Raw genomic sequence first — 26,232 nt, 5'->3', positions numbered from 1 at the left:
TTTTTATTTTTTGGGGAAAATAAATGGATTTATTTGAACAATCTCTGAGAATGGTTAATGAATTAAATCAAGAGTTATCCCAGTCTGAATTTGTAGATGGCGGGATGCGTTTAGATTTGGTATATCAATGTTGCGATATATCGATTGAACATGGATTAGCAGTTAAAACATTGTTAGAAGCTGAACTTTTTACATCAGCTCTTGCATTGTTTCGTACACAATTTGAATCTTTGGTACGTGCTTATTGGATATTATTTGCAGCAACGGATGAGCAAGTGAATGAGTTGGATATGATGAATTCAATAGAGCAGTTCACTTTAAAAGAACATAAAAGTATTAGCCGTTTTACTGCAACACCAATGATTGAAGCTTTGAAGGAGATTCAGGAAATAAAGCATATTGTTGCGCAACTCGAAGAGTTCAAGTTGTTCTCTTTAGATTATCTCAATTCAATTGTACATAGCGGGAAGCAAACATTTTTGCGTCATACATTTGGCTTGAGTAATGAACACAAAAAAATGGTCATTAAGCAATCTAATAATTTAACGATGATGGTTGCACAAATTTATTTAAAGCATACTTTGCCTGATCGTCAAAAGCTTATTCAGGTTTTTATTCAAAAGTATCGTGAATGTTTTATGTTACCTGAAGATATATCAGAAGAAGAACGACAAAAGATTTTAGCGCGTTATAAATAGACATAAAAAAGCCCACAAATGCGGGCTTTTCACTTTTAGATTATATTAGGTGAGGAACCAGGTGTAATAACCCCAGATCATCAATGGCCATGCGATAAATGGGCTAAACAGCCATTTCCACAGCCAAAACTTGGGCAGAAATCCTACGCCGTAAATAAATCCACCCGAAATGCCGATCATGATCATCATCAAGGCACTATGGTTATAGTGACCATTGGCATCCAGCATGAGTGCAGGGTGAATTAATAGCACGGTAGCAAGTGGCAATGCCATCAAAAATGAAATGGCCATTACAAACTTATTTGGCTTGCTTTCTTCTGCTGTCATTGCGATTTCTGTCATGGTTTATTCCTCATCTAAATCTTGATGATGTTCGATATAAAGGGCACTTAATACGCCTGCAAAGCACGCCATTAAAATCCCGAGAATCCAAGCAAAATACCACATATTGAATAACTCCTAGTTTTTCTAACACAGCCTTAGTAGAGGCTGTGTGAATTTTCCTGAACGTGTTTGTTGGTAATAACGCCCCACATTTTGTAGTAACACCAAGTGGTGTAGCACAGAATGATTGGCACGAAAATACAGGCTGCAACAGTCATTACAGTCAGTGTATTTTTACTTGATACTGCATCCCACATGGTCAAGCTTGCAACAGGGTTGATGCTTGAAGGCATAAGGAATGGGAACAGTGCAAAACCGGCAGTCAAAATAGTACCAATTACAGCAAGTGATGAACCAAGGAAGCTTAAACCTGCTTTAGCTTTACCGGCAGCAAGCACCACAATCAATCCACCTAAAATACCAGCGATAGGTGCAATTTTAGTGATTGGATAAGTTGAATAGTTATTCATCCAGCCGTGGTTGGCATTGGTAATGACTTCTTTGGCAAGCGGGTTAGCAACACCATTGGTATTAAATGGTTGAGCTAGGCTATAACCTTCAATTCCACCGAAGTATAACCATGCGCCAGCACCCAGGAAGCAAACTAGGAACACAACACCCATCAATTGAGTTGCTTTAGCAGAACGTGCACGTAAGTCACCATCTGTACGAAGCATCAACCAGGCACCACCATGCGCGCACAGCATAGATAAGCTGACCAAACCACAAACAATGGCGAACGGATTAAGTAGTGCAAAGAAGCTGCCAGTATAAGTTGAACGTACGGTTTCATCTAAAGTGAAGGGTACGCCCAAGAACATATTACCGAAGGCAACACCGAACACTAAAGCAGGAACTGCACCACCCACAGCTAAACCCCAGTCCCAGGATGTACGCCATTTTTTGTTTTCAAGTTTAGAGCGGTAGTCAAAACCAACTGGACGCAAGAATAATGCAAAGAGAACTAAGAGCAGTGCCCAGTACATGCCAGAGAATGCAGTTGCATAGACCATTGGCCATGCTGCAAACAGTGCACCACCTGCGGTAATGAACCAGACCTGGTTACCGTCCCAATGTGGGGCAATGGTATTGATTGCGGCACGACGTTCTTCATCGTTTTTGCCCACGAATGGCATGATTGCCATAGAGCCCATATCGAAGCCATCGGTGAGGGCAAAGCCAATCAGTAATACACCAACCAGAACCCACCAAATGATTTTGAGTAATTCATATTCGATCATGATTGAGCCTCCGCAGCAGCGTGGTTTTGATCATCAGCTTTTTCAAAATGGTATTTGCCAGTATGTAAAGAACTTGGACCTAAGCGAGCAAATTTGATCATCAAGTACATTTCGATAATCAGAAGTACTGTATAGAACGCTGCAAGTGCTAGGATTGAACCCCAAATATCACCAGTGCTTAAGCTTGAAGCAGAGAGATGTGTTGGTAAAACTTCACCAATTGTCCAAGGCTGACGACCACCTTCAGCCACATACCAGCCAGTTTGTGTAGCAATCCACGGTAATGGCAGGCCGTAAAGTGCAAATTTAAGCAACCAAGGTTTGTTTTCTGCATTGCGTTTAGCCACTGCATAAGTTGCAAGGATAAACAGAAGCAGCATCAAGAAACCGGAAGCGACCATGGCACGGAACGAGAAGAACAATGCGGTTACGTTAGGAATAGTATCTTTAGTTGCAGCTTTGATGTGCGCTTCAGAAGCATCCACGACATTTGGTGTGTATTTTTTAAGAAGTAAGCCATAACCCAAGTCTTTTTGGTTTTCTTTGAAAGAAGCCATAAGCGCTGGAGAACGGTCACCTGCACGAAGTTTTTCAAGTTCGCCATATGCAGTCATACCATTACGGATACGAAGCTCATGTTGAATCATCAGGTCTTTCAGACCAGTTACTTCTTTATCAAGAGAACGTGTTGCAATAATACCCATCACATATGGAATTTTGATGGCATAGTCAGTACGCTGTTCCTGTTGATTTGGAATACCAAACAATGTAAATGGCGCAGGTGCCGGGTGAGTTTCCCATTCCGCTTCAATTGCAGCTAATTTGGTTTTTTGTACATCACCCAGTTCATAACCTGACTCATCGCCAAGCAGAATCACTGAAAGTGTAGAAGCTAGGCCAAAAATTGCAGCGATCGCGAAAGAACGGCGTGCGAAAGGAAGATCACGTTTTTTGAGCAAGTAGTAGCTGGAAATGGCTAAAACGAAAACTGCACCAGTCACATAACCTGAAGATACAGTGTGGACAAATTTAACCTGAGCTACCGGGTTAAAAATTAGTGCACCGAAGTCAACCAATTCCATACGCATGGTTTCAAAGTTGAACTCTGCACCGACGGGGTTTTGCATCCAGCCATTGGCAACTAAAATCCAGAGTGCCGACATGTTGGAACCGAGTGCAACCAGCCAGGTCACGCCTAAATGCTGAACTTTGGAAAGTCGATCCCAGCCGAAGAAGAATAGACCAATAAAAGTCGATTCCAAGAAAAACGCCATTAATCCTTCAATAGCCAGTGGTGCACCGAAAATATCACCCACGTAGTGTGAGTAATACGCCCAGTTTGTACCAAACTGGAACTCCATGGTTAAGCCTGTAGTTACACCCAAGGCAAAGTTAATACCAAAAAGTTTTCCCCAGAATTTGGTCATGTCTTTATAAATTTCTTTACCGGAAATCACATAAGTGGTTTCCATAATGGCAAGAATAAAAGCCAGACCAAGAGTAAGAGGTACAAATATAAAGTGATACAACGCGGTCATTGCAAATTGGAACCGCGAGAGATCGACCACGCTTTCAGAAATCATCAACGTGTCTCCTTGATTGGGGAAGGATTGCCAGCAATATGCTCGGCAACTTGATTGTCAAAATTTTGAGGAATGGTAGGGGCGTCGAACCAGATGTGTTTAATCGTCAGCAAGAGAGCAACCTTAATTATTAAAATGATTGCGATCTCACGAACTAATCTTTGATTGAAATCTTTGGGTATTAAGCTCATGCAAATAAGCCTATTTTTAAAACATAATGTATATTATTAAACAAAAAATTACTAAAAATAAATAGATTGAACAGTTAAAATAAAAATATATTATTTATGTTAATTAAAACAATAATTTAATTTGGTGTTGTGTTAAAAAATAAGCTAAAATTTAGTCATTTTAAAGTTGACTAAAATGCTTTGTATTAATAAATTTAAATCCTGACTAAAATACTTATATTTAAATTATTAAATCTGACTAAAATGCTGGTATTTATTTTTTAAACCAACTAAAACAGTTGTATTTATTTTATATGGTCTTTTTTATTAAGGTAAATAAGGTTCATTCTTATTTCGTGGCTACAAATTAAATATCCTGAATAAACTATTTTAAAATAATGATGACAGCCAAAGTCGACAATATATTTTTCAGTTAGAAAAGAAAAAAGACCGCATTTAGAGCGGTCTTTTTTTATGGATGCCTAAATTAGAAGTTATATTCCATACCTAGGCCAATCACAGTTTTCTTATCATCTTGGGCTAACCAGTCACGCTTCTGTTGACCCACAACACCATAGACACGGGCTTGTTTATTAATTTGATAATCAGCTCCTAAGCCATAAAGGTCTTGTTTACGGTCATTACGACCATCAGATTGAGTGGTCGCAGAAATATATTCGGCTTTTAACTTAATCGGTGTAGATGGAATGACATAAGCAGCGGTGAGGCCATAAGCATCTTCTTGAAGGCCTTTATACGACGTTACCACAGCAGGTGTGCCAGTCGTTGTTGTTACCGAATCGTCAGTAGGTTGAGCTGTCTGCCAAAGCGCACCAAAAACCAGACCATCAACACCGGCTTTAGTTAAATCTACCGAGCCAGTCACACGGATGGCATCTGTATAAATGTTAGATAAGCTATAAGCGCTATATTTAGAAGCAACCCCAAAGTTACCTGCTACAGCGGCAGCTAAGCCTAGATTTTTGTTGTCATAAGTCAGCGATGTTGAAACACCATCACCAAAACCATCACGGCTGCCTTGATAACCTGTTGTCGCACTGTCTGCAGTAGAAGATTCTTCACCTTGCTGGAACATGATGTTGAAACCTAAACCACCTAATAATTTTTTGTCGATTTCAAAACCAATCACGTTATTTAAACGATCTTCACCTGCTAAAACTGAAGTCATGTCCAGTTCAGTGTGGTCGTTAAAAATATCCTGGTTATTGCCCGCAGCAGTTTTAAAGTAAGAATCGAATTTACCTACTTTTAAAGTAGCGATACCATCTGATTTGATCCCGATATAACGGTTACGTGCATTCAGGTCTACATCTGAACCTGAACCATCCGTTGCAATTGCCCATTCTGCTAAATAAACGGCAGATAATTTATCAGTTAGTTTTTCTTCACCCTTAATACCGAAACGTGAAGAGTTAGAGTTTAATTTAGTGACGCTTTCATCTTTGAAGCCATTCTTATCAATTTGATCTAAAGTTACATTGAGCTTGCCGTACAATGTTGGTGCCGCTTGTGCTGCACTCGTCCCCATAGCCGCTACAACAGCAGCGAGAAGCAGTTTTTTCATTGAGATTTCTCCAAAACACGGTTCTAAATGGCATTCGCCTTAATTAACACTTCTTTTTAGTTTGCCTAAGTACAAAAAGTTACAGAAGCTCACCAACTTGCTAAGCAGTATCTGCAAACTTTATGACAGGGAAGTGAAAGCTATATGACAGTTTTATGACGAGGAAAAGTGCTTGAATTAATATTTTTTATTATTTTTCAGTTACTTATTTTTTTTAAAATCCATGAGATAAAGTGAGACAATCCCAGATATAAAAAAAATGGAGCATAAGCTCCATTTTTGACAAGTTAAAATTCTAGTGAATTTTAAAGTTCAGCTTTAATTTTTTCAGCCAGCGCTTTAATTTTTTCTTGATCCCCCATATGCAAGGCATGTCTTCCAAGTTCATGCACTGAACTTGGAATGAGGTGAAAATGTACATGCGGAACCGTTTGACCCGCAGATGCACCTGATAGTTGCATCAGTACAATGCCTTGAACATCAAGTGCTATTTTCATCGCTTGAGCAACTTTTTGCACAATTTGAATTGTGTAAGCAGCAGCATCAGGTGGTAGATCCAGCAACGTTATCGCAGGTGTTTTAGGGATGACCAGCGTGTGACCTTCCGCTTGTGGCATGATGTCCATAAAAGCGAGAACTTGATCGTCTTCATACACTTTAATTGCAGGAATTTCATTGCGGATAATTCGTGCAAAAATATTTTGATCATCGTAAAGCATATTTAATCCTTGAAAGTGATTGAGTGCTGTAATTATTTACAGTTCAATTCTTTCTGACGATCTTTGATGGCGTCAAGTCGTTGTTGCTCTTTATCTGAAAATTTTGGTTTAGTTGTATAGCAATTGTCATTGCCAAACTTTGCCTTGGCTTCAGGGTCTTTAAAGCAAAAACCTTTAGATGCATAAATGACATCATGGTCATTTTTCAATTTTTGACATTCTTGCTCGGCCGTCGCGGCAAATGCCGTTGCCCCAAAAAAAGTTGCAAAACTAGCAAACATTGCAACAGTAAACTTAGTCATGAGGGTTTCCTCTAATGGAATATTGTGTAGAACACTTCTACACAATATTAGGTTTCTTTATTATTATTCAATGGCGAGTTATTACTCAAGTGTAATTTTACTCCAAGATTCATACATTTTCACAGCGCTAGAAAAGTCACTGTCTTTTTCTGCTAAATTGCTGGCTGCCTGAATCAGACTTTGGGTTAAGGCAATTACTGGAGCTGACAGTTTAGCCTCACGAACCAGATCCAGGGCAATCCCTGTATCTTTAGCCAATAACGGCAGGGCAAAGGTCAGTGGAAATTCGCGGTTTAAAACGCGTTGTGGCAACACAGTTTCAGTCACGCCACTTTTACCACTCGATGCATTAATGCAGTCTAAAGCTTCATTCAGGTTGACGCCATGCGCTTTTAAGGTGGTAAAGCCTTCCGCAACAGAACAAAGATTTACCGCCAATAACATATTATTTACTGCTTTAACCGCGAAACCTGCACCTGATTCACCGACATGTTTAATCAATTGGCCAAAGGCTTGAATTGCAGGTAGGGCTTTTTCAAAAGCACGGGCTTCACCGCCAATCATTACCGTTAACGTGCCTTTTTCCGCACCAATGGTTTGGCCGCTCACCGGCGCATCCAGAAAGTCTACATTAAGTGCTTTTAAATGCTGGCTCAATTTTTTTGCTGATGCGGGTACACCACTGGTGCAATCGACCCATATAGCACCAGGTTTGATGTTGATATTTGCAATCAGGTTTTCGACTTCGTTGCTGGTTGGTAAACATGAAAAAATCACCTCTGCCTGTACAGCCTGCTCAAGTTCTACAGCTTGGGTGCCATATTCAGTTGCATGTTGCTTGGCTTTTTCGAAATTGCGGTTCCATACATATACCGTATCGAAATGTTGAGGTAAATGTGCTGCCATACGGTAACCCATTGCGCCTAAGCCGATAAATGCAACTGACTGAATCATGATGTATCCTTTATATTTTGCTCGATCTCTGTTTTAGCCAGGTAGTCATAAATGGCCAGAACTCGTTGGCACTGGACTGGCTGGACATTAAGCCCAAATGACCACCCGGGATAAGAGTAAACGTGACATCCTGGCTATTTGTCAATTCAATTAAGGGCTTAACTGCCTCTTTAGATACGATCTGGTCGCTACGACCCGCGCCTATCAATAAAGAGCACTCTATATTTTTTAATTCGATATTCTTATCTTGTAAGGTAATAACGCCGTTTTTTAGCGGGTTTTGTAGCCAGACATTAAAAATCATGTCCTGATTGATGCCACCTGGGTAGTCAATCATCCGGTTCAGAAAATTGCCCATGGTGGCATGTTCATACAAGGCCTGCGGATTATCCAGGTTTGCCAAAAGCTGCTTTTGGCTCTGAATCCATCCTATAGGGTCAATCATTTTAAAGCCCAGTGAATTGAGTATGCCAGGGCTATGAATCAGATGCTTGGGTACGGTTCCTGAGTAAATTTTGTTTTGCAGGACTTTATTTTTGGCAATCAGCTGGTTGACCTTCTGGAACAGTTTGCCTGTACGACCCGAGGCATAACTGTCAACCGGACTACCCAATACAATTAGGTTTTTAACATGGTTTGGATGATGCAGGGCACAATAGAGCATGACAAATACACCGGACATACTCCAGCCATGCAGTGAAATTTGATCGCTATTGGAATGTGTACGTATCTGGTCAATGCAATGCGGAATCGCATCGTCAATAAATGACATGAAATTGAGAAAGCGATCTTTATAGTTATATCGACCCCATTCGATTAAATAGACATCAAAGCCACTATGTTGAAAGTGTTTCACCAATGAGCGGTAAGGATAAAGGTCATAAATAGCCATGTTAATGGCCAGCGGGGCAACAAAGACTAAAGGTTCCTGGTATTGCTTGTCCGGAGAGGCGTAATAACGCACCCGGGTTTTCTTGTATTCGCCAATCACTTCATATGCGGTGGTTTGTGACAAAACCAGTGAGCCTGAATCAAACAAGCGGGTAGATAAGTTTTTGAGTTTGCTTTTATGTTGCGCAATTTTATTTTTAACTTGAATCATTGCTGGGCATACTGACATCTGAGTGGATTGATCGAAGTGTAGGCGATATTTATGCATTATACCTTGACCTTAAATGCCATAGGCGCTCAAAATGTTGGCAATTATTAGCAACGGCAGTCCAGGACTAGGTAGAGAAGATGAGCCAACAAGACGACATTGAATACCAATTAGACACTTTAGCCATTCGTACAGGTCATACACGCAGTTTTGAAGGTGAACACGGCGAGCCGATCTTCCTGACTTCATCATTTGTCTATGAAAATGCAGCAGAAGCAGCCGCTAAATTTTCGGGTCAAGAGCCGGGAAATATTTATTCGCGTTTTACCAATCCGACTGTAGCGATGTTCGAAAAGCGTTTAGCTGCCTTGGAAGGTGCTGAGCGTGCTGTAGCAACCAGTTCGGGTATGGCAGCAATCATGGCTGTGGCAATGTCATACTTGAAATTGGGCGATCATGTGATCTGTTCCCGTGCTGTGTTTGGTTCTACGGTTTCCCTGTTTGAAAAATATGTGGCTAAATTTGGTGTAAGCGTTGATTTTGTTGATTTGACAGATGTACAAGCATGGAAAAATGCCATCAAAGCTGAAACCAAATTACTGTTTGTTGAATCTCCATCCAATCCATTAGCTGAAGTTGCTGATATTCAGGCCTTGGCCGATATTGCCCACGCCAATGGCGCATTGCTGGCAATTGACAACAGCTTCTGTACTCCGGTTTTACAGCGACCAATTCAATTTGGTGCTGACTTGGTGATTTATTCGGCGACTAAATATCTCGACGGTCAAGGTCGTGCTTTAGGCGGCGCCGTGGTCGGTAACCACAAATTGCTTGAAGAAGTCTTTGGTTATGTGCGTACCACAGGTCCGTCAATGAGCCCGTTTAATGCGTGGGTATTCTTGAAAGGCCTGGAAACTTTACGTTTACGTATGCGTGAACATTCAGCAAGTGCACAGAAACTGGCTGAATTCCTGAATGCTCATCCAAACGTTGAAAAAGTCTATTACGCTGGTTTGCCTTCACATGTCGGTCATGAACTTGCAGCGAAACAGCAAACTGGTTTTGGCGGTATTGTTTCGTTTGAAGTAAAAGGTGGTCGTGAAGGGGCTTGGAAAGTTATCGACAACACCCAATTTATTTCTATTACCGGTAATTTAGGTGATGCGAAATCGACAATTACTCACCCAGCGACAACAACTCACGGTAAACTCTCAGCAGAAGCGAAAGAAGCTGCCGGTATTCGTGAAGGTTTAATTCGTGTATCTGTTGGTCTAGAAGATATTGATGATATTATTCGCGACATTCGTCGTGGTTTAGATTTAATCTAATTTTAGATATTGATTTAGAAATTGATTGTTCGGAGAATTTTATGAACATTAATATGTTGATGCAGCAAGCACAGCGCATGCAGAAAGATGTTGAAAACAACATGAAAAAAGCCAAAGAACAGCTTGCACAAACTGAAGTTCAGGCTGAAGCAGGCGGTGGCTTGGTTAAAGTAACCATGACTTGTCGCAATGTGGTGAAACGTATCGAGATCAGCCCTGAATTGCTTCAAGATGATGCCGACATGATTGAAGATTTAATCGCGGCTGCAATGAATGATGCAGCGCGTCAGGCTGAAGCCATTTCTGAAGAAAAAATGAAAGCGGCTAACTCTGGTATGGGCTTGCCACCAGGCCTTGCTGGTTTATTCTAAGGAATACGCCCAGTGTTTAGTGATCGATTTGATCAACTGGTTCAAGCTTTACGTATTTTGCCAAGTGTTGGGCCGAAATCGGCTCAGCGCATGGCATTGCACCTGATCATGAAAAACCGTGAAGGTGCAGTAGGCTTGGCACATGCTCTGAATGAAGCCACTACCTATATTCATGAATGCAGTGTTTGTCATTCACTGACAGAAAACGAAGTGTGTGATATCTGTCTTTCGCATGAACGTGATGATCAGTTACTTTGTGTGGTGGAATCACCTGCAGATGTGATGGCGATTGAGCAAAGTGGCAGTTTTCGTGGTAAATACCATGTATTGGGTGGGCATTTATCGCCGCTGGATGGTATTGGCCCTGAAGAAATTGGTATTCCGTATTTGATTCAGCGTCTCAGTCAAGGTGGTGTTTCTGAAGTCATTCTGGCAACCAATGCGACTGTAGAAGGACAGGCGACAGCACATTACCTGGTTGAAGCAACCAAGCATTTGCCTGTTCAGATGACCCGGATTGCTCAAGGTGTTCCTCAAGGAGGAGAGCTTGAATATGTCGATAGTCATACCTTAAGTCAGGCGGTGCATAATCGTATGCGTATGAAATAAGTACTTAGGTGCTTATTTTATCATTTAAGATATTAAACAAGACTTAAGTAACATTTATTTGAGTTTAATTTAAACTTATACAAAAAATATATAAAAAATGGTTGCCTTTTCAAAAAAATGCTTATAAATAGAGAATGTATGGGCCAAATGTAAATTTAGTTATATCTAAATTTTATATATAGGTTAAAATGCATTTAAGAGAATCTGGTTTTTAGACTCGGTAATATGTTTCAGTTTATTCAGCAACAAAAAGATTTAGACAATATTTTGCACTTGATGGAGCAGACATCCGTTTATGGATTGGATACCGAATTCATCAAGGTCGATACCCTGTGGCCAAAATTGGGTGTATTTCAAATCAATGTTGCCGATCAGGTGTTTTTACTCGATGGTACAAGTCTGGATTTGTCGGGATTCTGGACAAAACTGTTTGCTGCTCAGCAGAATATCTTCCATGCCTGCAGTGAAGATATCGATTTAATCTATCATTATTCACAGCAAAAAAGCCTAAGCAATGTTTTTGATACTCAGGTTGGTATGTCTTTTTTAGGGCATGGGCTACAGATGAGCTATCAAAATGCATTAAAGCACATGCTGGATGTTGAAATTGATAAAGACCAGACCCGATCTGACTGGTTGGCGCGTCCGCTCAGTACCGAGCAACTGAATTATGCTGCCAATGACGTACTGTATCTGATGAGCCTGTCGAATAAAATTCAGCAGCAATTAAGCGATAAATATTTACTGGATTTTGCACTGGAAGATTGTCAGCATCTGACCCATGAAATTGGTCAGGAAACGCCTGTAGAGTTGCTTTATCACGATATTGGCAATTATCGTCATTCACGCCGTCAATTGATGCAGTTACAGCAGCTGGCTGTGTGGCGTGAGCAGATGGTCAAGGCCCTGAATTATCCGCGTAGCTTTATCCTGAAAAATTCTACCCTGATTGATCTGGTAGAAAAAAATCCACGCAATCCTTTTCAGCTGTCGAGCATAAAAGATATTCGACAGAATATTGTGCGTGAGTATGGTAAAACCATTCTGGATTTACTGAAATTCCTACCTGAGCAGGCAGAATGGCCACTGCGTATGGCGCGTCCAATTCGTCATTCTTCTAAAGAAATTGGTGAAAAAGTCGATAATGTCATTCAGGCTGTGGTGCAGGAAACCCAAGTCCCTAAAGAAGTATTAATGCGTAAAAAATGGCTCAATGCACTGTACCAGCATGTGGTATTTCATAATGACGAAGAGGATTTACCAGCTTATCTGCTGGGCTGGCGTTATGATGTACTGACCAAGCCCTTGATTGAAGTTCTGCATGCAGATGAAAACTATCTGTCTATCCAAATGAAAGTACTTGATTAATTTTTATCCATTCTGTTTAAAGAATTAACATTTATACAAAATCACGACTGATGCGTTAATAATCACTAATGTATCGGTCTTTTTTTTGCTGTATGCTTTGTCCTGAGTTTTATGAGTACTGTTCCAACTATGCAATGTTCAATTTTTAAATCTAGCAAAAAAGATGAAATGTATCTTTACATCGCCCGTCCAGAAGCCACTGAAAATGAAGCTGAGGCAGTTAATCCGCTAGAAGTTTTACCGGAAGCGATGCGCGTTGCATTTGGTCGTGCAACTTTTGTTATGGATTTAGAGTTATCTGAAGGTCGTAAATTGGCACGTGTAAATGTGTTGCATGTGATCGACTCTATTGAAACTAAAGGCTTCTTTATTCAAGTACCTCCAGAAGGGTTAATCAATCCAAATGCCGTTGCACCTGAAGGGCTGCGTGGCGCTTAATGGTTAATCAGGAGTTGTAAGATGAATGGTTTTCTTTCACTACTAGATTCAATTCCTGAAGACAGTATTGCTGTCACGGTTTATCTTGTAGGCAGTCTGATTATTCTGTGGGCATGGTATGCCATTGCAAAACATTTGCCTAAACCTTTAGGTGGGATGACCTGGCTCATCGGCTTTGCCATTTTACTGACGCCTACAGTTTCGGAAGGAAATAATGCTTCTATCGCTCCAGCAATTTTTGGCTTGATATTTGGCATATTAACCAAAGAAAAGACGCTGATTTGGTCCAACTCCTCGCTCATTCTTTTTGTGATCGGGCTGGGCTTGGTCGTCGGAGCTTTATGGTCAAAATACATGGCCAACAAGGCAAAATTTGTCGCAAACAAAAATAGTTCACCGCTTTAAGTAAAACAATAAGGTTACATCATGTCTGTGGATACTCAACAATTTTCCGGTACAGATCAGTACATTGCGACTGATAGTTTAAAACTTGCTGTAAAGGCTGCACGTCGTTTACAAAAACCGCTTTTGGTTAAAGGTGAGCCGGGAACAGGTAAAACGTTACTTGCTGAACAAGTGGCTGAAAGCCTGGGGCTTGAACTGATTACCTGGCACATCAAGTCAACCACCAAGGCACAGCAAGGTTTATATGAATACGATGCAGTATCACGTTTGCGTGATAGCCAGCTGGGCGATGATCGTGTTTATGATATTAAAAACTACATTAAACCTGGAAAATTGTGGGAAGCGTTCACGCGCGAACAACGCTGTGTACTGTTAATTGATGAAATTGACAAAGCAGACATCGAATTTCCAAACGACTTGTTGCACGAACTGGACAAAATGTCGTTTTTTGTCTATGAAACCGGGGAAACCATCACCGCGACACAACGTCCTATCGTGATTATTACTTCAAATAATGAAAAGGAATTGCCGGATGCATTCTTGCGCCGCTGTTTCTTCCATTATATTGAATTCCCTGATGAAGCGACCATGCGCGAAATTATCGACGTGCATTTTCCGCAAGTTTCTGCAACTTTAGTGAATGAAGCCTTACAGGTTTTCTTTAAACTGCGCCAGATTCCAGGTTTGAAGAAACCACCATCTACTTCAGAACTGATTGACTGGTTAAGCTTGTTGATGGCCGATGATATGCCTGAAGATGTTTTGCGTAATCATGACAAATCCAAAGCCATTCCACCATTGTATGGTGCCCTGATCAAAAACGAGCAAGATGTGCAGTTGCTTGAACGTTTAGCCTTTATGTCGCGTCGTTAAGGAGACATCGCCATGTTTGTGCGATTGTTTTATACCTTAAGAAAATACGGCGTACCGGTTTCAACGCGTGAACTGATTGATCTGAATGAAGCTGTTGCTTCTGGTCTGGTTTTTGCCAATCAGGATGAGTTTTATCAACTGGCTAAAACGGTCATGGTCAAAGATGAGCGTTTCTTTGACAAGTTTGACCGTGCCATGAAAGATTACTTTGATGGCATCTCTACTTTCGATCTGGATGATTTGCTCAATCAGGTGCATAAACTGCCGAAAGACTGGTTTGATCTTGAGCTTTTAGAAAAGCATCTCACCCCAGAACAGCGTGAAGAACTCAAAAAAGCCGGTTCGCTGGAAGAACTGATGAAGATGCTGGAAGAGCGTCTTCGTGAGCAGCACAAGAAGCATCAGGGCGGCAACAAGATGATCGGTACGGGTGGCACATCGCCATTTGGTGCCTATGGTGATCATCCTGAAGGTGTACGTATTGGTGGGCCTGGACGTAAACGCTCTGCCGTTAAGGTCTGGGAGCAGCGTAAATACCAAAACCTGGATGATGAGCAAATACTCGGTACACGGCAAATGCAAATGGCATTACGCCGTCTGCGTAAATTCGCCCGTCAAGGCGCTGCTGAAGAACTGGATATTAACGGGACGATTCGGGAAACGGCCAAGCAGGGCATTCTGGATGTGCAACTGGTGCCGGAACGCCGTAACCGTATTAAAGTGCTGATGTTATTTGATGTGGGCGGATCGATGGATTCGCACATCGCGCAATGTGAAAAACTGTTCAGCGCGGCCAAAACCGAATTTAAAACTTTAGAGTATTTTTATTTCCATAACTGTTTGTATGACTATGTCTGGAAGGACAATATCCGTCGTTCCAATACCCGTATGAACACTTGGGATCTATTCAATACCTATGGTCGAGACTATCGGGTAATTGTGGTAGGTGATGCCAGCATGGCACCTTATGAGCTCAACTCGGTGGGTGGTTCTGTTGAATATATGAATGATGAAGCGGGCAATGTCTGGTTGCAGCGTTTACGTCAACATTTTGAAAAAACCGCCTGGCTGAATCCTGAAGAAGACAGTTATTGGCATTACACCCATACTATCGGTCAAATTAAGCAAATTTTTGAAGATCATATGTATCCCATGACCTTAAAAGGCGTGGAAGATATGACAAAATATTTAGCTCGTTAAGCGTATTGGACGAAATGCGTTCATTTTAAATGAAGGAATGAAATATGACTCATCAAATTAATGGTATCCCATTACCCAATGAAGAAGGTTTCTTTGGCGCTTATGGTGGTCAGTTTATTCCACCTCATTTAAAAGAAGCCATGGATGAAATTAACGTAGCCTATGAGCAAATTCGCCATACTGCTGAATTCCAAAATGAACTGGCAGATTTATTTGCTAATTATGTAGGCCGTCCAAGTCCACTGTTTCATGCTAAACGCCTATCAGATCAATTGGGCGGTGCTCAAATTTATCTGAAACGTGAAGATTTGAACCACACTGGCGCGCACAAAATCAACCACTGTTTAGGTGAGGCTTTGCTTGCCAAATACATGGGCAAGAAGAAAGTAATTGCTGAAACAGGTGCAGGTCAGCATGGTGTTGCATTGGCAACAGCATGTGCTTTGGTGGGCATTCCATGTGAAATCCATATGGGGCAGGTAGATATTGAAAAAGAACATCCAAATGTCGTGAAGATGAAGATTTTGGGTGCGACCCTGATTTCAGTTACACGTGGTACCGCTACCCTAAAAGATGCGGTAGATAGTGCCTTTGAAGAATACTTAAAAGACCCGAAAAACTTCATCTATGCGATTGGTTCAGTGGTCGGTCCACATCCATTCCCGAAAATGGTTCGTGACTTTCAAGCCATTATCGGTGATGAAATCAAGGTTCAGACCAATGACCGTTTCGGATCAAATCCTGATTATATTGTGGCTTGTGTAGGCGGTGGTTCCAATGCGATGGGTGCCTTTACCGCATTTTTAAATGATGCTGATGTGAAACTGGTAGGTGTAGAACCTGCCGGCCATGGTTTAGATACCAATATGCATTCGGCGACTTTAACTTTGGGTAAACCGAGTCAACTGCATGGTATGGCGTGTTATGTACTTGAAGATGAGCAAGGTGAGCCTTTACCGGTACACTCAATTGCTTCAGGTCTGGATTATCCGGGTGTGGGTCCGCAGCATAGTTTGTTGAAGGACTTAGGGCGGGTGGAATATACCACAGCGACAGACCAGGAATGTTTAGATGCCTTTATGACATTGTCACGGGTAGAAGGAATTGTACCCGCATTAGAGAGTTCACATGCCGTGGCATGGGCTTTGCGTGAAGCACCGAAAATGGCTAAAGATGTGAAAATTGTAGTGAATCTATCGGGTCGTGGTGATAAAGACTCTGATTATGTAGCTGCAAAGTTAGGTTTGAATTAATTATAAAAATCTCTTTAGTGCCATATATGGCTCATCTTTTAAAAGAGCATGGTTAAAAGTCTCCCTTTATTAAAGGGGGATTTAGAAGGATAAAAAAACCTCTCGATATGAGAGGTTTTTTCTTAGGCATTGAATCTTAACTCGCAATATATTGTTGTAACTGATCAATAAGTTTACGCTGATCATCCATTACAGCTTTTACCAAATCACCAATAGAAATCAAGCCCACAAGTTTTTCATTTTCAACCACCGGCAGGTGGCGTAAATGGCGATCGGTCATTAAGCCTAAGCAATCTTCCACACTGGTGGATTTGGTCACAGTCAGTACTTTTGCAGTCATAATTTCGTTAACTGTAGTTTCTTTAGAAGTACGTTCCATCAGCATGACTTTGCGGGTGTAATCGCGTTCAGATAGAATACCAACCACTTTTTCTTGGTCAGTCACGACCAGTGCACCAATGCCTTTAGCTGCCATAAGTGAAATTGCTTCAAGTACCGTCGATTCAGGACTAATAGTAAAAATCGTTTTCTCAATTTTGTCCTGAATAACTTGTGCTACATTGGTCATTTATTATCATCCTTTTTGTTATTCATTTGACATTAAACTTAGCGCGAAATAAGAAAAATGCAAATACTTTTCGGGTCATAAATAAAAATTTACATTTACCTATCTTTCATTACGACTGTTGGCAGAAAACATTAAGCCGGTTGCAGCGAATCAGAAAAAAAGAAATGCCGCATTTGTTGAGTGGTCAATTTAAATTTCCGACTCGACGAATGACAGAGTGCAGGTGTTACATTTAAGCGGGTTAAGGTCGGCAGCAAGGATTCCTGAAAATCCTTTGGCGTAATTTTACGCGGTGTATAATTTGGCCAGTGCAACTGTGCATATTTTTGTGCCTGAATGCCGTTCAGCCAAAATGGAAAAATGTAATCTTCATGGTCGGCCATCATGGCCCAGCCTTGCTGATGATAGAGTCCCCAAAGAACACCGCAATACATCATTGATTTTAAAATCGTAATTTTAAAAAATAAGTCTTTAGGAACCAGTTGTAATGAGTTAATTCGATTCATACCAGAGACATGTAGTGAATTCAGCAGTTATTGTAAGAAATTTAGATGAAAGTTCTGTGTAAGCTTTGAGAAACAATGTAAATAAATATGTATTTAAAAATAAAAGGGATTAAAAAACGCCACCTTGGTGACGTTTGATTAGGCTTGCATCGTGGCCAGATTCTGCCAATATTGTGCTTTGAGTGAGTCACGTTCTACTCGGAAGCCTTGATAGTAAAGTTCTGCTAAAAATAAGGCTGCTTTACCATGCCCAGCACGAGCGACTTCTTCCAATTTTTGAACTGCATCTGCAAAAATCATTTGAGATTGAATGGTATTCACTGCATCTGCATATGCATGTTCTAGGTCTTGATGAGAGAGTTGTTGAATCATATTAAACTCCTTATTGTAATTATGATTGCTAGTAAGACTATTAAATTTGTCTTGATACTAATTTAACTAAGTATTGTTAAAGTAATATTACATTGAACTCGGATTGTCAAACAATATATGTGGGCTATAGCATTAAAATCAAGGTTACATGATTAAACAATATACAAAATAAGTTTTGCTTAGTATGTTAATAGAGGAATTTGAAAACATAAGGAGAATAACATGACAAAAACATTAGACGGTTTCACCTTTGATTTGCCTCCCACTCCAGAACAAGTCATTGAACTTGCGCATCAGCACCGTAGAAATCTGGATGAAGCCATTTTCCATCAGGAAATTCATCTAGGAAATTTTTGCCTGGCACAGCGTAAAAGGGTTTACGATTTTACTCGCCAGCTTGATGTGCAACAACGTGAGGATTTTTATAGCCTCTATAATGGTGAGTTGCTGCGCATAGCGGATGATGATGAACTGCATCCTGTACATGCAGAAAGAGGGGTAGGTGTATTTGCAATTGCCCTGGTCATGGGGATTATTGCTCTGGTGCTTTATTATGCGTTCATCAGGAATGTAGTCGGTTACTAGATCATTTTGATTTGCTCAATTTCTGTTACGAATGCGGCGAAATTGAGCAAATCTGCTTGTACTTCTGCATGCCGCATCCTACACTACCTTGAGTTCGAGGTAGTTTATGCATATTGCTTTACAAAAAATTGTTCAATTAAAATCTCAAATAAAGCTGGAAGATATTTATAACGGATTTATCGCTACAATCATCGTCATTATCCTGAGTCTTGCTTTCATTGCTCTGCATCGCCCCATTTCGGTTCAACAATTTGAAAATGTCGTGAAACTTTCAGCTCAAGCCAATTATCCAGATACACAAGAAATGGCTTTGCTGCTGATGCAGCAACCTCAGATTCCTTATGCTCAATATTTTAAATTGATGCAGGCGTATCAGTTGGAGATGACACAGGCGCATCAGTTACCGCCTCTGCAACTGGAGCAATAATAGTTTCCGGGATCTGCTTAATTGCTGGTGTGTTTTTTGGAATTTGTGGATCTAGATCTTGTTTTAGTAAAGCTTCCAATGCGTCTTTATCTAATTTCTCATTCACTACGATGATGGTGAGACGTTCAGGATGCAGATGTTTTTGAATGGCGTTTTGCACATCTTGTGCGGTAATTTTTTCTAATAATTTTGGATAGTTACTCAAGTAGTCCGCTGGCTGGTTGTAAAATCCTATAGAACCTAACTGGGCATTAATATTGGCATTGCTACTATAATTATTTGGAAAGGCGCGTAACATGCCTGCCTTGGTTTCTTCCAGCTGTTTCTGGTCAATGGGTTGTTTGACAAAATTGACCAATGCCTGATGAGCGACTTGCAGGCTATCGAGCAGTTGATCTTGACGGGTAGAATAGCTGAAGCTAAAGCTTCCTGGAGCCTGGCTAAATGAAAATGAACTATAAGCCCCATAACTCAAACCGCGCTTAATCCGCAGTTCTTTCATCAAGATAGAGTTGAAGCCACTTCCACCAAACATCTGATTGGCAACTTCCAGGGCTAGCCGATCTGGATCAAAACGTGAAGGGCCTAATTGACCCATCATTACATGTGCCTGAGTGGAATTGAATTTAATGTGGCGGATATCAAAACTTGATTTATCGACGGGTTGAGCCAGGGATTTGGCTTTTTCACCTTGTTTCAGGTTGCCGGCAATACGTTCAGAAAGTTGCTGTGCCAGTTTGGGACTGAGTTGACCTGTAATGGCAATGTTCAGGTTTTGTGCCACCAAAAATTGATCACTAAATTGTTTTAATTGGGCTGGTGTGATTTTGCTGATGCTGCGCTGAGTTCCGGTAATGGGTTCGGCATAGGCATGTTTTCCATATAAAGCCCGATAAAACAGAATATTCATCATTCGGCTTGGGTTTTCCTGAATTTGCTTTTGTCCGACTTGGGTGTTGCTTAAGACCAGACTGATACTGGATTTTTCAAAGCGGGCATGGTTTAAAAGCTCCATCATCATGGCTAAGGCGGGTTCAAGTTTTTGAGGATCAGACAATACCCGTAATTTTACAATGAACATATCCCTATAGGCTTGCGCACTAAATCGCGCTCCCACGTTTTCAAATGCACTGGCAATTTCATAGGCTGTATAGTTTTCTGTGCCTTCATCAATCAGTTTTGCCGCCATATTGGCAAGGCCATATAAGCCGGGTGCGATTTCTTCATCTCGGGCCGAGCCAGCATTAAATGTCAGCTGAATATCAACTATGGGCAATTCTGCTGATTCTACAAATAGCGTGCGAACTTTATATTTGTTTTTCAGCTCATGTACATAGGGCGCATAAAATTGACTTTGTTGATGGTTAATTTTTAAGCTTTGTAACAGGGGAATAGATGAGAGCTGAGTCGGGTTGTCATCTGGAATGCTATCTAAATCCACATCCGCCATTAGGGCTTGAGCCCAGATCATGCAACTGAAAATAAGAAAAGGATGCAGCTTGATCATGGTAAATTCCATTATTGGGCTTTATTTTCAGGCGAAAGATATAATGTGCTCAGATTGTCCCGGCTAAAATAAACATTCGCCACGCGCTGAATATCCTGTGGGCTAACGGTTTCAAAATGTTTTGGTAATTCATCCATCAAGCGAAAGCTTAAGCCATTGATTTCCAGATTACCCATCATTCGGGTTTGCCCGGCAATGTCATCTTGGCTATAGACTAAATTGGAGACATATTTCGCTGTCACGCGGTTGACTTCTTCGGGTTTAATCAACTCTGTTTTTAACAGCTCAATTTCAGCCTGAATAGCTTTTTCAGCCTCTTGCAAACTCACGCCTTCAGCGGGCAAGGCCGAAATACTCACCAAGCTGTCTCCGCGACTATAGGGGTCATAGGACACACTGACTGCAGTCAATATTTTTTTATCGCGCACCAGCCGATCTTGCAGTCGTGAAGAAATTCCACTGTCCAAAATGTTTTTAATAATGGTTAAGGCATACGCATCTTGCGGATTTTTTGCTGTAGGTAGTGAACGCACGTTCCAGGCCATAAAAAGGTTCGGCACTTTAACCGGCAGATTCAGTTCCATATGCCGATAACCGATATGATCAAATTCTAATACGTCATTACGTGGCGGGGTTTTTCGGGCAGGAATATCGGCAAAATACTTTTGCACTTGCAGTAAAGCATTTTCAGCGTTTACATCGCCGACAATAATCAAGATGGCATTATTCGGGCTATACCAGTCGCGATACCATTTTTTGACATCTTCCAGCCGAATGTTTTGCAGGTTTTTCATGTGCCCAATCACCGGCTGGCGATAATGGCTGGTTGGATAAGTAATCCATTTAAAACGTTCAAAAGCCAGTGCTGTGGGGTTGTCGTCGGTACGCAAGCGCCGTTCTTCCATGACCACTTTAATTTCCGGGTCAAAATCTTGTTGGCGTAACAACAAGTTGCTCATGCGGTCTGCTTCAAGTTCCAAAGCCATCGGTAAATAGGTTTTGGGATAAAGCTGATAATAATTGGTGTAATTGGTAAAAGTTGAAGCATTGGTGCGTCCACCATACATACGACTTAATCGGGTAAACTCGTCATTGGGAACTTTTTGCGTACCTTTAAACATCATATGTTCCAGTACATGCGAGATTCCTAGTAAATTCCCAGATTCATCACTACTGCCCACGCGATACCAAATTTGCGTCATCACCATGGGAGAACGATGGTCTTCGCGGATAATCACTTTTAAGCCATTCTTGAGTGTGGTTTCGAAGCTAGTGCGTGCTAATGCACTATGCGTTTCAGCATGCAGCAAGCCACTTTGCATGGCGACTAAAGTAAGGCTCATGGCTAAAATATACTTTTTAAAAAAAGTCAGCTTTGGAAAAAGTGAGAGGTAACTTTTGAGCACAAGACTTACCAAAGTGATGAATTAAATTTATAAATATCTTTTCAGAAACTCCAATTTGAAAGCAAGCTTAAGTTGTTGGTTTTTGGTGTGTTCAATGTCTACTGGGAAATGCGCGACAAAACTATGCTAGAATTCTTGTTTTTTAACGCAATGCTTTTCAAGGATTCGGCATGCAACAGCAATCTAATGGGCAAAATAAATTTTTGATTGATGCTGATATCGGGGATGACGATGTCACTTTACCGAATTTACCTGCGGTAAATATCCCTATTGTTGAAACTCAAAATGAACAAATAGCTGTTTCTGCGCCTGTAGCCACGGAAACAGCGCAAGATGATACATCTAAAGGCGGCTTTTTCGGCCGTATGAAAGTAGGGTTGACTAAAACCCGTAAAAACCTTGCCGATGGTATGGTCAACATTCTCATTGGTGGGAAAGAAATCGATGATGAATTGCTGGAAGAAGTTGAAGAGCAATTACTGGTTGCAGATATTGGTGTAGAGGCAACTAAAACCATTATTGCTAACTTGACTGAGCGTACTGAACGTGGCTATTTGATCTATTCGCACTCGCTCTACAAAGCACTGCAAGAAGAATTGGTGGCTTTGTTGGCACCGCGTGTTAAACCTTTACATATTGATCCGAACAAAAATCCATTTGTGATTTTGGTGGTAGGTGTGAATGGCGTGGGTAAAACCACAACCATTGGTAAACTGGCAAAACGTTTACAGGGTGAAGGTAAAAAAGTCATGTTGGCCGCGGGGGATACTTTCCGTGCAGCAGCGACTGAACAGCTCCAGATTTGGGGCGAGCGCAATAATATTTCAGTGGTCGCACAGGGCCATGGTGCAGACAGTGCGTCAGTCATCTTTGATGCTTTTGAAAGTGCACGTGCTAAAGGTGTGGATGTGCTAATAGCTGATACAGCAGGACGTTTGCATAACAAGAGCAATTTGATGCAGGAACTCACCAAAGTAAAACGAGTGATGCAAAAAATTGATGCGACCGCACCGCATGAAATTATGTTGGTGGTCGATGCCGGCACAGGTCAAAATGCAATTAATCAAGTTGAAATGTTTGATGAAGCTGTAGGTCTGACAGGACTGACCATTACCAAGTTGGATGGTACCGCTAAAGGTGGGGTGTTATTTAACATTGCAAGCCGTACCCATGTGCCTATTCGCTTTATTGGTGTAGGCGAGAAAATTGATGATTTACGCCCGTTTTCGGCAAAATCGTTTGTTGCTGCGTTATTTGAAACTGAAAAGTAAAATGCGTGATATTTCACACAAACTCCGCTAAATGCGGAGTTTGTTGTTTTTATAATAATTGTTTGCTTTAAAAAGCAACATTCAAAAATCTCTGATCCAAGAACCCTCTCATAAAACCGCTAGAATATTAAAATATTGCAAGCTTTAGCATTCGTATTGGGGAGTACTGCTGTGGCGTTATTAGAGAAAATTGGTCAGGTTCTAACGGCAGATATCACCAAAGAATTGAAATTGAAAAAAAGAACCACAGATGAGTTTCATGAATTAACTTTTGTTGATCATTTGAAAAAGCGTCGCAGTATTTATGTGTTGGGAAAAAAGGTTCATCTTAGCCAGACTTACTTGACCCAGCTTATTCAGGAAGCAGTAAAAAGTTGTCCGTCTGCATTAAATTCTCAAAGTTCAAGAATTGTAGTTTTATTTGGCGATTCCCATCAGCAATTTTGGCAAATTGTTAAAGAAGTACAACGCAAATTAGTTGCTGTACATGTATTTGCCGGTACGGAAATGAAAATAGAGCAATGTATGGCAGGATATGGAACCGTACTGTTCTATGAAGATCAGAACACCATACAAAAATTGCAAAAGAAAATGCCTTTTAATGCTGATGATTTTCCAATCTGGTCAGAACAGACGTCGGGTATGGCGCAATATGCAGTATGGACAGCCTTGGCTGATTCAGGTATCGGTGCTTGTTTGCAACATTATAATCCGAGTATTGATACGGCAGTTTCGGAACATTTTCATATTGAGGAATCCTGGTTGTTACGGGCACAACTGGTATTTGGTTCTATAGAGCAACAAGCAGAGATCAAACAGGAACCTCAGAACGCTGAGCGATTTAGAATTTTGAGTTAATCTCATCGCTATATGAATCAAGCACCCGTGAGGGTGCTTTTTTATTTTGATATCAGATGAATATCAGCTGTGAAATTGTTCTATAAATAAAACACAATGTCACTTTTTTAATGATGTAGTGCTTCTAAAATTAACATAAGATCAATCCATTCTAATCCGCTTATTAAAATTCAAAGAAGGTGAATCCATGTCATTTTTAGCCCATATGAAACAACGCCGTACTATTTATGCAATTGGTCAAAACGTTTCGATCACAGCAGATCAAATAGAAGATGTCATTAAAAATGCTGTGCGCCATAGTCCTTCGGCTTTTAATTCACAAACTTCGCGTGTGGTGACTCTATATGGTGCCTCACATGCAAAATTCTGGAATATTGTACGCGAAACATTGCGTAAACTCGTACCAGAAGGTGCATTTGAAAATACCAATGCAAAAATTAACAGTTTTGCGGCAGGATATGGCACGGTATTGTTTTTTGAAGATCAAGACGCGGTAAAGTCGCTTCAAGAACAATTTCCCTTATATGCTGAACATTTTCCGGCATGGTCAGAGCATTCCACCGGAATTGCACAATTTGCAGTATGGTCATCATTGGCAGAACAGCATATTGGTGCTTCTTTACAGCATTACAATCCTGTGATTGATGATGAAGTGGCAGTAACCTTCGGTATTCCTAAACACTGGAAGCTACGTGCTGAACTGGTATTTGGCTCAATTGAGGCACCAGCGGGAGAAAAAACATTTCTTGACGATAGTATTCGTTTCAAAAGATTTGACTGATGAATGTTTCATTTAAGTGAAGTTAAGAGAGTGCTAAAACAGCACTCTTTTTATTGATAAAGCGAATTGCAGATAAATCAGTTAAGTTGCAAAGCTTATCTCAATAAAGTCTTGAAAATACAGCTGTATTAAAAATAGCTTTGTCATAAAATTGTCATTTGTTAATTGCATAGTGCAATATATTTTTAACATTCAAAGAAGAGATAGTGGGATGAGCCTAAAATTAACTGTTGCTGCAGCTGCATTGATGCTAAGTGGTACTGCATTTTCAGCAGTCACTATTTCAGCACCAGAAGAAATTAAAATTCTAGCGGTAAATGATCAGGAAGTTAATTCCGGATTATTTCGTGCCAAGAACAATCAATATAAAGTCGATGCAGGGACTAGCAGTATCAGTGTGCGTTACACCCAGTATTTTGAACATTTGAATGGTGAACACGATATTGTGAAATCTGGTGTTGTGACTATTAAAACACCAGATTTAAAAGATGGTGCAGAATATCGACTAAACTTGGTCAATGCACCAGCAAATTTTGAAGCTGCCAAAAAATATGCTGAACAACCCATTGTTGCACTATTTGATAAAAATAATCAGATACTGGTTCAACAAGCGGGTGCAAACACAGAGCAAAAACCTTGGCTGGGACAGGGTATATTTTCAAAAACTACAGATTTAACGCAAAAGAAAACAGCTTTGCAGAATCAGCCTGCACCTGTATATATACAAGCGGCAGTTGCCTCTAGTGAGTCAGGAGCTTTAGCTGTCACTGGCGATCAGCAACTGATTCAATTATGGCAAAAAGCAAATAAGGCAGAACGTCAGAAGTTTATGTCATGGTTAGCAGAGCATTCCAATTAATAAATTTAAATAAAACCAGCATAAAGCTGGTTTTATTATTTTGATAGGGAAGATTAAAAATTAAAATGGTCGAGATGATCTAAAAAATGAATGTTGCAATGTGTAAAAAACACTCAAAATAACCTTTAAATATGCTAAAAATACCTTTCTGGGTTAAAAAACAAACACTCGAATGCAAAATTATAGAAAATTCTATAATAGGGGTTGTGTTGGTTTGAAAACTCTATAGAATACGCTGCATCCCGACGAGATACACGAAACGAAACGTTAAGTGTTGAACGTTACTTGCTGGTGACGAACCAGCAAGAAGATCATTAAGAGATTATGAAGAACAACTTGTGTGGATTTTTACTGGTTGATCGATCGAAATTATTTTCATTGATTGATGGTAGAAATTACTCGAAGTTTATTTGAGAAATATTTGTCAGAAAATTGATGAGCCAAGATTGGTAGCCTTTAAGCTACTACTGATTTTAAACTGAAGAGTTTGATCATGGCTCAGATTGAACGCT

At 40.6% G+C, this 26,232-nt stretch carries 31 protein-coding genes; 16 read left to right on the top strand and 15 right to left on the bottom strand.

Annotated features, from left to right (window positions below; all coding sequences use genetic code 11):
- Positions 1-23 precede the first annotated feature (23 nt).
- Positions 24-698: a DUF6988 family protein gene (locus B9T26_RS00160; RefSeq protein ID WP_086197805.1), complete on the top strand. Its 675-nt coding sequence runs from the start codon at positions 24-26 to the stop codon at positions 696-698.
- Positions 699-743: 45 nt separating this feature from the next.
- On the opposite strand, the gene B9T26_RS00155 is transcribed toward B9T26_RS00160, so the two are convergent.
- The 10 genes from B9T26_RS00155 to B9T26_RS00110 form a co-directional block, all read right to left on the bottom strand.
- On the bottom strand, positions 744-1,040 hold the full coding sequence (locus B9T26_RS00155; protein WP_086174222.1) for a cyd operon YbgE family protein: 297 nt from the start codon (positions 1,038-1,040) through the stop codon (positions 744-746).
- Positions 1,041-1,043: 3 nt separating this feature from the next.
- On the bottom strand, positions 1,044-1,145 hold the full coding sequence (cydX, locus tag B9T26_RS00150) for a cytochrome bd-I oxidase subunit CydX (RefSeq protein ID WP_002120988.1): 102 nt from the start codon (positions 1,143-1,145) through the stop codon (positions 1,044-1,046).
- A gap of 32 nt (positions 1,146-1,177) precedes the next feature.
- Positions 1,178-2,323 carry a cytochrome d ubiquinol oxidase subunit II gene (gene cydB / locus B9T26_RS00145; protein WP_086197803.1) on the bottom strand — a complete coding sequence of 382 codons (1,146 nt, stop codon included), beginning with the start codon at positions 2,321-2,323 and terminating at the stop codon, positions 1,178-1,180.
- Positions 2,320-3,906 (bottom strand): cytochrome ubiquinol oxidase subunit I, encoded by a 1,587-nt coding sequence (locus B9T26_RS00140; protein ID WP_086197801.1) that lies wholly within the window; start codon positions 3,904-3,906, stop codon positions 2,320-2,322. Before B9T26_RS00140 ends, cydB begins: the two co-directional genes overlap by 4 nt.
- A complete protein-coding gene (gene cydP, locus B9T26_RS00135) occupies positions 3,906-4,097 on the bottom strand; it encodes a cytochrome oxidase putative small subunit CydP (protein ID WP_086174219.1) in 192 nt (63 codons plus the stop codon). The genes B9T26_RS00140 and cydP overlap by 1 nt, the downstream gene beginning before the upstream one ends.
- Before the next feature lie 466 nt (positions 4,098-4,563).
- Positions 4,564-5,661: a porin gene (locus tag B9T26_RS00130; protein WP_086197799.1), complete on the bottom strand. Its 1,098-nt coding sequence runs from the start codon at positions 5,659-5,661 to the stop codon at positions 4,564-4,566.
- 305 nt (positions 5,662-5,966) lie between these two features.
- Complete coding sequence (locus B9T26_RS00125; protein WP_086197798.1) at positions 5,967-6,380, bottom strand: HIT family protein; 414 nt, start codon at positions 6,378-6,380, stop codon at positions 5,967-5,969.
- A gap of 32 nt (positions 6,381-6,412) precedes the next feature.
- Entirely contained in the window at positions 6,413-6,682 is a 270-nt protein-coding gene (locus B9T26_RS00120) for a YARHG domain-containing protein (RefSeq protein WP_143222980.1), read from the bottom strand.
- An 81-nt stretch (positions 6,683-6,763) separates the two neighbouring features.
- On the bottom strand, positions 6,764-7,636 hold the full coding sequence (locus tag B9T26_RS00115; RefSeq protein ID WP_086197796.1) for an NAD(P)-dependent oxidoreductase: 873 nt from the start codon (positions 7,634-7,636) through the stop codon (positions 6,764-6,766).
- A gap of 10 nt (positions 7,637-7,646) precedes the next feature.
- On the bottom strand, positions 7,647-8,738 hold the full coding sequence (locus B9T26_RS00110; RefSeq protein WP_086198028.1) for an alpha/beta fold hydrolase: 1,092 nt from the start codon (positions 8,736-8,738) through the stop codon (positions 7,647-7,649).
- Between the two features lie 137 nt (positions 8,739-8,875).
- Between B9T26_RS00110 and B9T26_RS00105 the strand changes: the two genes are divergently transcribed.
- From B9T26_RS00105 to trpB, 9 genes are all read left to right on the top strand, one after another.
- Entirely contained in the window at positions 8,876-10,063 is a 1,188-nt protein-coding gene (locus B9T26_RS00105; RefSeq protein WP_086197794.1) for an O-succinylhomoserine sulfhydrylase, read from the top strand.
- A 41-nt stretch (positions 10,064-10,104) separates the two neighbouring features.
- Positions 10,105-10,434: a YbaB/EbfC family nucleoid-associated protein gene (locus B9T26_RS00100; protein ID WP_086197792.1), complete on the top strand. Its 330-nt coding sequence runs from the start codon at positions 10,105-10,107 to the stop codon at positions 10,432-10,434.
- 12 nt (positions 10,435-10,446) lie between these two features.
- The gene (gene recR / locus B9T26_RS00095) at positions 10,447-11,043 is read left to right on the top strand and encodes a recombination mediator RecR (protein ID WP_086197790.1); all 597 of its coding nucleotides are present in this window, start codon (positions 10,447-10,449) and stop codon (positions 11,041-11,043) included.
- Positions 11,044-11,268: 225 nt separating this feature from the next.
- Complete coding sequence (locus B9T26_RS00090; protein WP_086197788.1) at positions 11,269-12,411, top strand: ribonuclease D; 1,143 nt, start codon at positions 11,269-11,271, stop codon at positions 12,409-12,411.
- 129 nt (positions 12,412-12,540) lie between these two features.
- Complete coding sequence (locus tag B9T26_RS00085; protein WP_086197786.1) at positions 12,541-12,849, top strand: YcgL domain-containing protein; 309 nt, start codon at positions 12,541-12,543, stop codon at positions 12,847-12,849.
- A gap of 21 nt (positions 12,850-12,870) precedes the next feature.
- Positions 12,871-13,254 (top strand): hypothetical protein, encoded by a 384-nt coding sequence (locus B9T26_RS00080; RefSeq protein ID WP_086197784.1) that lies wholly within the window; start codon positions 12,871-12,873, stop codon positions 13,252-13,254.
- Between the two features lie 21 nt (positions 13,255-13,275).
- Entirely contained in the window at positions 13,276-14,127 is an 852-nt protein-coding gene (locus tag B9T26_RS00075) for an AAA family ATPase (RefSeq protein WP_086197782.1), read from the top strand.
- Between the two features lie 12 nt (positions 14,128-14,139).
- Positions 14,140-15,327: a vWA domain-containing protein gene (locus tag B9T26_RS00070; protein WP_086197780.1), complete on the top strand. Its 1,188-nt coding sequence runs from the start codon at positions 14,140-14,142 to the stop codon at positions 15,325-15,327.
- Positions 15,328-15,371: 44 nt separating this feature from the next.
- Complete coding sequence (gene trpB / locus B9T26_RS00065; protein WP_086197779.1) at positions 15,372-16,580, top strand: tryptophan synthase subunit beta; 1,209 nt, start codon at positions 15,372-15,374, stop codon at positions 16,578-16,580.
- Between the two features lie 136 nt (positions 16,581-16,716).
- Here trpB and B9T26_RS00060 read toward each other — a convergent pair whose 3' ends face one another.
- The 3 genes from B9T26_RS00060 to B9T26_RS00050 form a co-directional block, all read right to left on the bottom strand.
- Complete coding sequence (locus B9T26_RS00060) at positions 16,717-17,148, bottom strand: CBS domain-containing protein (protein ID WP_086197777.1); 432 nt, start codon at positions 17,146-17,148, stop codon at positions 16,717-16,719.
- 131 nt (positions 17,149-17,279) lie between these two features.
- Positions 17,280-17,654, bottom strand: a complete 375-nt coding sequence (locus B9T26_RS00055) for a DUF2750 domain-containing protein (RefSeq protein ID WP_086197775.1) — start codon at positions 17,652-17,654, stop codon at positions 17,280-17,282.
- 138 nt (positions 17,655-17,792) lie between these two features.
- On the bottom strand, positions 17,793-18,026 hold the full coding sequence (locus tag B9T26_RS00050) for a hypothetical protein (RefSeq protein WP_086197773.1): 234 nt from the start codon (positions 18,024-18,026) through the stop codon (positions 17,793-17,795).
- Between the two features lie 222 nt (positions 18,027-18,248).
- Between B9T26_RS00050 and B9T26_RS00045 the strand changes: the two genes are divergently transcribed.
- Entirely contained in the window at positions 18,249-18,611 is a 363-nt protein-coding gene (locus B9T26_RS00045) for a hypothetical protein (protein ID WP_086197771.1), read from the top strand.
- Positions 18,612-18,717: 106 nt separating this feature from the next.
- The gene (locus B9T26_RS00040) at positions 18,718-19,038 is read left to right on the top strand and encodes a hypothetical protein (protein WP_086197769.1); all 321 of its coding nucleotides are present in this window, start codon (positions 18,718-18,720) and stop codon (positions 19,036-19,038) included.
- Here B9T26_RS00040 and B9T26_RS00035 read toward each other — a convergent pair.
- Both B9T26_RS00035 and B9T26_RS00030 read right to left on the bottom strand, forming a co-directional pair.
- Positions 18,965-20,545, bottom strand: coding sequence for a M16 family metallopeptidase (locus B9T26_RS00035; protein ID WP_171262892.1), 1,581 nt, complete (start codon positions 20,543-20,545; stop codon positions 18,965-18,967). The genes B9T26_RS00040 and B9T26_RS00035 overlap by 74 nt on opposite strands.
- A gap of 11 nt (positions 20,546-20,556) precedes the next feature.
- The gene (locus tag B9T26_RS00030; protein ID WP_086198027.1) at positions 20,557-21,888 is read right to left on the bottom strand and encodes a M16 family metallopeptidase; all 1,332 of its coding nucleotides are present in this window, start codon (positions 21,886-21,888) and stop codon (positions 20,557-20,559) included.
- A gap of 233 nt (positions 21,889-22,121) precedes the next feature.
- Here B9T26_RS00030 and ftsY point away from each other — a divergent pair, with 233 nt between their 5' ends.
- From ftsY to B9T26_RS00010, 4 genes are all read left to right on the top strand, one after another.
- Positions 22,122-23,222, top strand: coding sequence for a signal recognition particle-docking protein FtsY (gene ftsY, locus B9T26_RS00025; RefSeq protein ID WP_086197765.1), 1,101 nt, complete (start codon positions 22,122-22,124; stop codon positions 23,220-23,222).
- A 171-nt stretch (positions 23,223-23,393) separates the two neighbouring features.
- Positions 23,394-24,080: a nitroreductase family protein gene (locus B9T26_RS00020; protein ID WP_086197763.1), complete on the top strand. Its 687-nt coding sequence runs from the start codon at positions 23,394-23,396 to the stop codon at positions 24,078-24,080.
- A 187-nt stretch (positions 24,081-24,267) separates the two neighbouring features.
- Positions 24,268-24,861 (top strand): nitroreductase family protein, encoded by a 594-nt coding sequence (locus B9T26_RS00015; protein WP_086197761.1) that lies wholly within the window; start codon positions 24,268-24,270, stop codon positions 24,859-24,861.
- Positions 24,862-25,072: 211 nt separating this feature from the next.
- Positions 25,073-25,720, top strand: coding sequence for a DUF2057 family protein (locus B9T26_RS00010; protein ID WP_086197759.1), 648 nt, complete (start codon positions 25,073-25,075; stop codon positions 25,718-25,720).
- Positions 25,721-26,232: the final 512 nt, after the last annotated feature.

The organism is Acinetobacter sp. ANC 4169, from assembly GCF_002135355.1.
In the GTDB taxonomy this organism is placed as follows: domain Bacteria; phylum Pseudomonadota; class Gammaproteobacteria; order Pseudomonadales; family Moraxellaceae; genus Acinetobacter.
Note: the sequence above shows the minus strand (reverse complement) of the source record. Positions and strands in the feature narration are given on the sequence as shown.

Coding starts and splice junctions, on each gene's coding strand:
- B9T26_RS00160 (WP_086197805.1), top strand. CDS start 24: ATGGATTTATTTGAACAATCTCTGAGAATGGTTAATGAATTAAATCAA.
- B9T26_RS00155 (WP_086174222.1), bottom strand. CDS start 1,040: ATGACAGAAATCGCAATGACAGCAGAAGAAAGCAAGCCAAATAAGTTT.
- cydX (WP_002120988.1), bottom strand. CDS start 1,145: ATGTGGTATTTTGCTTGGATTCTCGGGATTTTAATGGCGTGCTTTGCA.
- cydB (WP_086197803.1), bottom strand. CDS start 2,323: ATGATCGAATATGAATTACTCAAAATCATTTGGTGGGTTCTGGTTGGT.
- B9T26_RS00140 (WP_086197801.1), bottom strand. CDS start 3,906: ATGATTTCTGAAAGCGTGGTCGATCTCTCGCGGTTCCAATTTGCAATG.
- cydP (WP_086174219.1), bottom strand. CDS start 4,097: ATGAGCTTAATACCCAAAGATTTCAATCAAAGATTAGTTCGTGAGATC.
- B9T26_RS00130 (WP_086197799.1), bottom strand. CDS start 5,661: ATGAAAAAACTGCTTCTCGCTGCTGTTGTAGCGGCTATGGGGACGAGT.
- B9T26_RS00125 (WP_086197798.1), bottom strand. CDS start 6,380: ATGCTTTACGATGATCAAAATATTTTTGCACGAATTATCCGCAATGAA.
- B9T26_RS00120 (WP_143222980.1), bottom strand. CDS start 6,682: ATGACTAAGTTTACTGTTGCAATGTTTGCTAGTTTTGCAACTTTTTTT.
- B9T26_RS00115 (WP_086197796.1), bottom strand. CDS start 7,636: ATGATTCAGTCAGTTGCATTTATCGGCTTAGGCGCAATGGGTTACCGT.
- B9T26_RS00110 (WP_086198028.1), bottom strand. CDS start 8,738: ATGATTCAAGTTAAAAATAAAATTGCGCAACATAAAAGCAAACTCAAA.
- B9T26_RS00105 (WP_086197794.1), top strand. CDS start 8,876: ATGAGCCAACAAGACGACATTGAATACCAATTAGACACTTTAGCCATT.
- B9T26_RS00100 (WP_086197792.1), top strand. CDS start 10,105: ATGAACATTAATATGTTGATGCAGCAAGCACAGCGCATGCAGAAAGAT.
- B9T26_RS00090 (WP_086197788.1), top strand. CDS start 11,269: ATGTTTCAGTTTATTCAGCAACAAAAAGATTTAGACAATATTTTGCAC.
- B9T26_RS00085 (WP_086197786.1), top strand. CDS start 12,541: ATGCAATGTTCAATTTTTAAATCTAGCAAAAAAGATGAAATGTATCTT.
- B9T26_RS00080 (WP_086197784.1), top strand. CDS start 12,871: ATGAATGGTTTTCTTTCACTACTAGATTCAATTCCTGAAGACAGTATT.
- B9T26_RS00075 (WP_086197782.1), top strand. CDS start 13,276: ATGTCTGTGGATACTCAACAATTTTCCGGTACAGATCAGTACATTGCG.
- B9T26_RS00070 (WP_086197780.1), top strand. CDS start 14,140: ATGTTTGTGCGATTGTTTTATACCTTAAGAAAATACGGCGTACCGGTT.
- trpB (WP_086197779.1), top strand. CDS start 15,372: ATGACTCATCAAATTAATGGTATCCCATTACCCAATGAAGAAGGTTTC.
- B9T26_RS00060 (WP_086197777.1), bottom strand. CDS start 17,148: ATGACCAATGTAGCACAAGTTATTCAGGACAAAATTGAGAAAACGATT.
- B9T26_RS00055 (WP_086197775.1), bottom strand. CDS start 17,654: ATGAATCGAATTAACTCATTACAACTGGTTCCTAAAGACTTATTTTTT.
- B9T26_RS00050 (WP_086197773.1), bottom strand. CDS start 18,026: ATGATTCAACAACTCTCTCATCAAGACCTAGAACATGCATATGCAGAT.
- B9T26_RS00045 (WP_086197771.1), top strand. CDS start 18,249: ATGACAAAAACATTAGACGGTTTCACCTTTGATTTGCCTCCCACTCCA.
- B9T26_RS00040 (WP_086197769.1), top strand. CDS start 18,718: ATGCATATTGCTTTACAAAAAATTGTTCAATTAAAATCTCAAATAAAG.
- B9T26_RS00035 (WP_171262892.1), bottom strand. CDS start 20,545: ATGATCAAGCTGCATCCTTTTCTTATTTTCAGTTGCATGATCTGGGCT.
- B9T26_RS00030 (WP_086198027.1), bottom strand. CDS start 21,888: ATGAGCCTTACTTTAGTCGCCATGCAAAGTGGCTTGCTGCATGCTGAA.
- ftsY (WP_086197765.1), top strand. CDS start 22,122: ATGCAACAGCAATCTAATGGGCAAAATAAATTTTTGATTGATGCTGAT.
- B9T26_RS00015 (WP_086197761.1), top strand. CDS start 24,268: ATGTCATTTTTAGCCCATATGAAACAACGCCGTACTATTTATGCAATT.
- B9T26_RS00010 (WP_086197759.1), top strand. CDS start 25,073: ATGAGCCTAAAATTAACTGTTGCTGCAGCTGCATTGATGCTAAGTGGT.